The sequence below is a fragment of the Aeromicrobium sp. genome, assembly GCF_025965075.1.
GTDB lineage: Bacteria > Actinomycetota > Actinomycetes > Propionibacteriales > Nocardioidaceae > Aeromicrobium.
This window is the reverse complement of record NZ_JAOPXQ010000094.1, coordinates 1-6,098: the sequence shown is the minus strand read 5'-3', so window position 1 is coordinate 6,098 and position 6,098 is coordinate 1. Positions and strand designations below refer to the sequence as shown.

Annotated in this window: 8 protein-coding genes; 3 read left to right on the top strand and 5 right to left on the bottom strand. The window is 68.5% G+C overall.

Going from position 1 to position 6,098, the window contains the following annotated elements; genetic code table 11:
• The 5 genes from JWQ91_RS06150 to JWQ91_RS06130 form a co-directional block, all read right to left on the bottom strand.
• Positions 1 to 380, bottom strand: a 380-nt coding sequence (locus JWQ91_RS06150; protein WP_297781982.1) for a response regulator, incomplete at its 3' end; no start/stop codon positions are given.
• A gap of 22 nt (positions 381 to 402) precedes the next feature.
• Positions 403 to 774: a hypothetical protein gene (locus tag JWQ91_RS06145; protein ID WP_297781981.1), complete on the bottom strand. Its 372-nt coding sequence runs from the start codon at positions 772 to 774 to the stop codon at positions 403 to 405.
• On the bottom strand, positions 774 to 2,567 hold the full coding sequence (locus tag JWQ91_RS06140; RefSeq protein ID WP_297781980.1) for an Ig-like domain-containing protein: 1,794 nt from the start codon (positions 2,565 to 2,567) through the stop codon (positions 774 to 776). The genes JWQ91_RS06145 and JWQ91_RS06140 overlap by 1 nt, the downstream gene beginning before the upstream one ends.
• 133 nt (positions 2,568 to 2,700) lie before the next feature.
• Positions 2,701 to 3,231, bottom strand: coding sequence for a TasA family protein (locus JWQ91_RS06135; protein ID WP_297781979.1), 531 nt, complete (start codon positions 3,229 to 3,231; stop codon positions 2,701 to 2,703).
• Between the two features lie 146 nt (positions 3,232 to 3,377).
• The gene (locus tag JWQ91_RS06130) at positions 3,378 to 4,586 is read right to left on the bottom strand and encodes a HAMP domain-containing sensor histidine kinase (protein ID WP_297781978.1); all 1,209 of its coding nucleotides are present in this window, start codon (positions 4,584 to 4,586) and stop codon (positions 3,378 to 3,380) included.
• 237 nt (positions 4,587 to 4,823) lie between these two features.
• Here JWQ91_RS06130 and JWQ91_RS06125 point away from each other — a divergent pair, with 237 nt between their 5' ends.
• The 3 genes from JWQ91_RS06125 to JWQ91_RS06115 form a co-directional block, all read left to right on the top strand.
• A complete protein-coding gene (locus tag JWQ91_RS06125; protein ID WP_297781977.1) occupies positions 4,824 to 4,964 on the top strand; it encodes a hypothetical protein in 141 nt (46 codons plus the stop codon).
• Between the two features lie 86 nt (positions 4,965 to 5,050).
• Positions 5,051 to 5,668, top strand: a complete 618-nt coding sequence (locus JWQ91_RS06120; RefSeq protein WP_297781976.1) for a DUF47 family protein — start codon at positions 5,051 to 5,053, stop codon at positions 5,666 to 5,668.
• A gap of 24 nt (positions 5,669 to 5,692) precedes the next feature.
• Positions 5,693 to 6,098, top strand: a 406-nt coding sequence (locus tag JWQ91_RS06115; protein WP_297781975.1) for an inorganic phosphate transporter, incomplete at its 3' end; no start/stop codon positions are given.

The window sequence follows — 6,098 nt, the reverse complement described above, 5'->3', positions numbered from 1 at the left end:
TCGGCGCGAGTCGGGGCGCTGCGGCGGAGCAAGGCGCGCGTGCGGGCGAGGAGCTCGGCGAGTCCGAACGGCTTGGCGAGGTAGTCGTCCGCCCCGACGTCGAGGCCGACGACCCGGTCGAGCTCGCCGCCGCGGGCGGTGAGGATCAGGACGCCGCCGACGTAGCCGGCCGCGCGGATGCGCCGGCAGACCTCCAGGCCGTCGATGTCGGGCAGGCCGAGATCGAGCAGCACGAGGTCGACGCCGGTGGCGGCCACCCGGTCGACGGCGGGCAGTCCCGCGCCGACACGTTCGACGTCATATCCCTCACGCTCGAGGGTGCGGATGAGGGGCGCAGCGATCTGGTCGTCGTCCTCGACGAGCAACACGAGGTGGGGCATTTCAGGAAGCATACGGCGACGTCTACCGACGGTCGGCGACCCGCTGGGCCTGGTCGTACGACAGGAGGCCGACGATCGCCGCGGAGACGACAAGCATCACGAACCCGAGCGAGCCGAACGGGCGGACGTCCTGTCCCGGCAGGCCGGCGACAGCCGTCAGCACGACGCCGCCGCCGGTGAACGCTGCCAGCAGGGTCGCGCCGAGCCGGGACTCGAAGCAGTTGTCCCGGTGCAGCTTGAGCGACACGGCGGCGGTGGCGACCAGCAGCGCCAGCAGCAGCGCGGCGACGTAGGAGTCGTGCCGGCCGCCGGCAACGCGTGCCAGCTCCACGAGCACCAGGAGTGTGGTCGCGAAGGCGGCTGCCCGCGAGGCGGGGGTGTGGGGGTGTTCCATCAGAAGTCCACGTCCAGGGCACCGGACTCGGTGACGGTGGCGGTGCTGGTCGGGTTGCCGGCCAGGTCGGTCGCGGAGGCGGAGGGCGTCCAGACCATGTTGGCGGCGGCGTTGACCTGGTAGCCGGCGTTGCCGAGGACCTTGACGGTGATCACCGTGCGCACGATGCCGTCGATCGTGACGGTCGCGGCGGTGATGGATGCGTCGGCGGTGGCATCGCCGAGGAAGGCGAAGCTGGCATTGAGGTCGACGGTGCCGAGCCGGAGGTTGGTCGGGCTGTCGATCTGGAGGATCTGGTTGTTGGTGAACAGCCCGCCGACCCGGATGGCGCCCGAGGTGGCCGTGCCGGACCAGCCGGCGTAGATCGAGCTGAGGTCCATCTGCTCGCTGTACGTGTAGACGATCGTGTCGCCCGCGTCGATCCTGCCCGCGGTCCCGCCGTTCGTGGTCTGGATGTCGGCGCCCTTGGGAGCGATGTTGTCGACCAGGCGGCCGGCGACGACGTTCGAGATGACGGTGTTGCCGTCGGAGTCGGTGAGGACCGCGCGCAGGTCGTAGGTGCCGTTGAGGGCGCTCGTGCTCCAGCTCGTCGTGTAGCTCGCCGTCGTGCTGGTGGTCGTGGCGATCGTGGTCCAGGTGCCCGACCCGGCGACCGACTGCTCGAAGCGGACGTTCGTGATCTTGCCGGTGGTCGTCGTGCTCGCGGTCAGCGGCACGCTGCCGCGCAGGTAGGGGCTGGGCGTGGCGAGGGTGATGGTGGAGACCGTGTTCTGCACGACGCGGTTCGCGATCGCGGCGGACGTCGTGGAGTTGCCGGCCTTGTCGGTCGCGACGGCCCGGAAGCTGTAGGTGCCGTTGGGGAGTGTCGTGGTGTCGACGGAGCAGGTCGTCGCCGGAGCGGTGATGGTGCAGACATCCGTCGTCGTGGTGCCGGTCGTCGCCTGGACGACGACCTTCGCGATGCCCGAGTGCGCGTCGGTCGCGCTGACGGTGAACGTCTTGGTGCCCTTGAGCGGCGTGCCCGGGTCGGTCAGCGTGACGGTCGGGTTCGTGTTGTCGACGATGACACCGGTGACGGTCGCCGAGGTGGCGGTGGCGCTGCCGGCGGTGGCGACGGAGCGGAAGCTGTAGGTGCCGCTCGCGATCGACGTGGTGCTCGCGGAGCAGGTGTAGGGGCCGCTGTTGGCCGCGCAGAGGGTCGTCCAGGTCGAGCCGCCCGCGGGCAGGTACTCGACGCGGACCGTCGGGACCAGGCCACTGGCACCGGTGACCGTGGACGTCGTCGAGACCGTGCCGTGCAGGTAGTCGCCCGGGCGGTCCAGGACGACGGTCATCGCGTTGGCGACCGTCGTGCGGGTCGTGGCGGAGGTGGCGGTGTTGCCGGCGTTGTCGGTGGCGGCGGCCCGCAGGTCGTAGGCGCCGTCGACGAGACCGCTGGTCGCCCAGTCGCAGGTGAAGGGGGCCGAGGTGTCGGTGCAGATGTCGGTCCAGGTCGAGCCGCCGGCGACGGCGCGCTGGATCGTGACGCTCTTGACGCCGGAGCCGGCGGTGTCGGTCGCCGTCGCGGTGACCGTCGTGGTGCCGCGGACGGCCGTGCCGGGAGCGGTGATCGCGACGGTCGGGGCGACCCAGTCGGCGGCGGCGGAGACCGTGCCGGTCGAGCTCGAGCTCGAGACGTACGAGGCGGAGGAGGAGCCGGTCAGGCAGATGGCGGCGACGACGGCCACGAGGGCGGCGGCCATGTGCGGCAGACGACGGGTCATCGCGCTCTTCTCCTTCCGGTGCTGGCTCATGTCTTCACTCTAGAAAAGTGCGATCCACGCGTTCTCCACACGAGTTCCTCGCCTTCTCCACATCTGCGGAAAAACAACGACGTGCCGCCGACCCGAGGTCGACGGCACGTCCGGTTGGCCCGAGGGCCTGAGATCACTGGTTGGTGGTCTCGCCGTTCAGCTGGACGGAGTCCCACTGGAACGTGGCGTTGGCGGTCTTGTTCTGCTGCGTGTTGTCAGCGGTGGTGGCGAGCTGGGCGCTGAAGACGTACGTGTTGGAGGCGCCGGCCTTGACGAGACCGAGGTCGTTCTTGGTGCCGTCGGCCAGGTCGCCGAAGTTGCCGGACCAGACCGGCGTGGTGGGCGTGGCGGTGTCGGTGATCGTCAGGGTCAGGTTGTCCTTGGCGAACTCGTTGGCCGACTTGACCTCGGTCAGCGAGAAGTTGGCGTCGAGCGTGCCGGTGTTCGTGATCGTCAGGGTGCCGTTGACGGTGTCGCCGGCCTTGATGTTCGTCAGGTTGAAGATGCCGGCGTCAGCCTTGGTGTTGGACTGGCTCAGCGTGCCGGAGGTGACCGAGCTGATCGTGTTGGCGCTGGTGGAGGTGAACGTGGCGCCCGATCCGACCGCGATGGCGCCGGCGGCGGCGAGGGTGGCGAGGGGGAGGAGGATCTTCTTGGTCATCATGGTGTGTCCTTCGTGGTGTCGTGGTGTGGGGGGCGCTGCGTTGGCTTGTGACATCAACGTATTGAGGTCGGATCCACGCGATCTCCACGCAATTGCCCCACGCACTCCACACTTCGGCACCACTCGCCGAAGGACTTCCTACCCGCCTACACCGGCAGGTCGAACCACACGCTCGTCCCGCCCGTGGCGGGGCTCTCCATGCCGATCGTGCCGCCGTGGGACTCCACGATCCGCCGGGCCGTGGCCAGACCGATCCCGTGTCCGGTGGCGCTGTCGTCCGCCCGCGCGAACAGCTCGAACATCGACTCCTGCCGACCGGGCGACACCCCGATGCCGTCGTCGGACACCCGGATCCGCCAGTGGGCCGAGAGCCGTTCCGCGGTGATCGACACCGAGGGCGACGTGCCCGGACGGGCGAACTTGATCGCGTTGGTGACCAGGTTCAGCACGACCGAGTAGAGGAGGTCGGGATCTCCCATGACACGCGGGAGGTCACCCACCCGGACGTCGGCGTCGTCGCGCCGGACCAGGGCTGTGGCGTCGGTGAGCACGAGGTCGACGACGTGGTGCAGGTCGGTCTCGACGATGCGGGGGCGACCGCCGTGCTGGGCGTAGGTCAACATCTCCTCGATCATGGAGTCCATCCGGTGACCGGCCTGCTCGACGGCGCCGACCATCTGCGACACCTCCGGATCACCCTCGACGACCGGCTTGGTCGCCAGCAGCTCGGCGTTGACGAGGATCGCGGTGAGCGGGGTGCGCAGGTCGTGACTGACCTGGCCCGCGAAGAGCGTCAGGTGCTCGTTGGTGCGCCGCAGCTCGTCACGTACGTCGGTCAGCTCCTGCAGCGAGTCCTCGAGGGCCCGGCTGCGGAACCGGAGCTCCAGCAGGTCCATGACCTGGGCCGCCATGACGCCGAGTGCCCGCTTCTGCAGCGGGGTGAGCTCGCGGGGCGCGAGGTCGAACACGCACAGCCGACCGATCGGCAGGCCGTCCGGCGTCGTGATCGGCGCCGAGGCGTAGAACCGGACCGCGCCGATCTCGCCCGTCACGAACGGGTTGTCCCGGAATCGCGGATCGACGCTGGCGTCGTCCACCTCGACGGGACGCGGGTCGCCCATCACCACGGCGCACATCGAGTCCTCACGCGTACAGATCGATGGCTCGAGGCCGGAGGTCACGATCTGGTGCTGTGACCGGCTGCCCACCATGTTGATCGCCGCGTACGGGACCTCGCAGATCGCCGCGATCAGGTCGACGAGGGACTGCAGGTCGCGCAGGGGCTGGCGGCCGAGCACGCCATAACGCTCGATCTCGCGATCGACCCGCTCCGTATGGCCAGCGGTCTGCTGCATCTGTCATCCCCCGGGAACATGTAGGACCTAGGCCCCCATGATCGCACGGCGGGCCGGACTCGTTCGCAGGTTGAGGGGGGCGTCCGAAACGGACGATCGGCTGCGCCAGGCTGACGGCTGGCCTAGGCTCGTCGGTGGGGGGGAATGATCCTGAGGGTGGGGCTTCGGTGCCGTCCTTCGGGATGATCACGTACACATCGCAGAAGGATCAGGGAGCCCCACCAGATGCCGGAGCCGTTGGACAGTCGCCTACGCGACGACCAGGCGCTCGACGAGATCGAGCTGACGAGTCGGCTCATCATCGCGGCCTCGGGCAAGGACAGGCCCCTCACCCAGGACGAGGTCGACGAGATCCTCGGGCTCTCCGAGCGCCCCTGAACAGCAGGTAACACCCGCGATTCGCTTGCGTGAACGCCGTGCCTCTAGCATGGGCTTGCCCTACCCAGCATTGACAGGAGCTCGTCGTGCGTTTTCGCATCCGACCAGTTGAGACATCGTTCTACGACTTGTTCACCGAGATGGCGAATCACCTCGTCGACGGGGCCAATCTGCTGGCACAGATGTTGGACTCCGGGACCGACAAGCGGGCCATCGGCGAGCAGATGCGTGAGGCCGAGCACGAGGCCGACGAGACGACGCACGCCATCATCCGGCGGGCCAACTCGACGTTCATCACGCCGTTCGACCGCGAGGACATCTACCGCCTCGCCAGCAGCCTCGACGACGTCATGGACTTCATGGAGGAGACCGTCGACCTGATCGGGCTGTACGAGCTCGGCGACCTGCCGGCCGACTTCGCGCCCCAGGTCGAGGTGCTCCAGCGGGCCACCCAGCTGACCGCCGAGGCGATGCCCCGGCTGCGCACCATGAAGGACCTCGACGAGTACTGGATCGAGATCAACCGCCTCGAGAACCAGGGCGACCGGTCCTACCGCCGCATCGTGGCCAACCTGTTCAGCGGCAGCTACAAGTCGCTCGAGGTGCTCAAGCTCAAGGACGTCGTCGACTCCCTCGAGCACGCCATCGATGCGTTGGAATCCGTCGCCAACACGGTGGAGCAGATCGCCGTCAAGGAGTCCTGAGTAGTGGACCTCACCCTGGCGCTGGTGATCGCCACTGTCGCCATCGCCCTCTTCTTCGACTACACCAACGGCTTCCACGACGCGGCCAACGCGATCGCCACCTCGGTCTCGACCCGCGCCCTGACACCACGGATCGCCCTCTCGATGGCCGCCGTCCTCAACTTCGTCGGTGCCCTGCTGGGCACCGCGGTGGCCAAGACGATCAAGGACATCCTCACGGGGTTCGACGACATGTCGGCCAACCATGCCCTCACGGTCGTGCTCAGCGCGCTGGTCGGGGCGATCGTGTGGAACCTCATCACGTGGTACTTCGGCATCCCGTCGTCGTCCTCGCACGCCCTGATCGGCGGCCTGATCGGCGTCGGTCTCGCAGCCGGCGTCGGCGTCGACTGGGACAAGGTCGTCGAGAAGGTCGCCATCCCGATGGTCG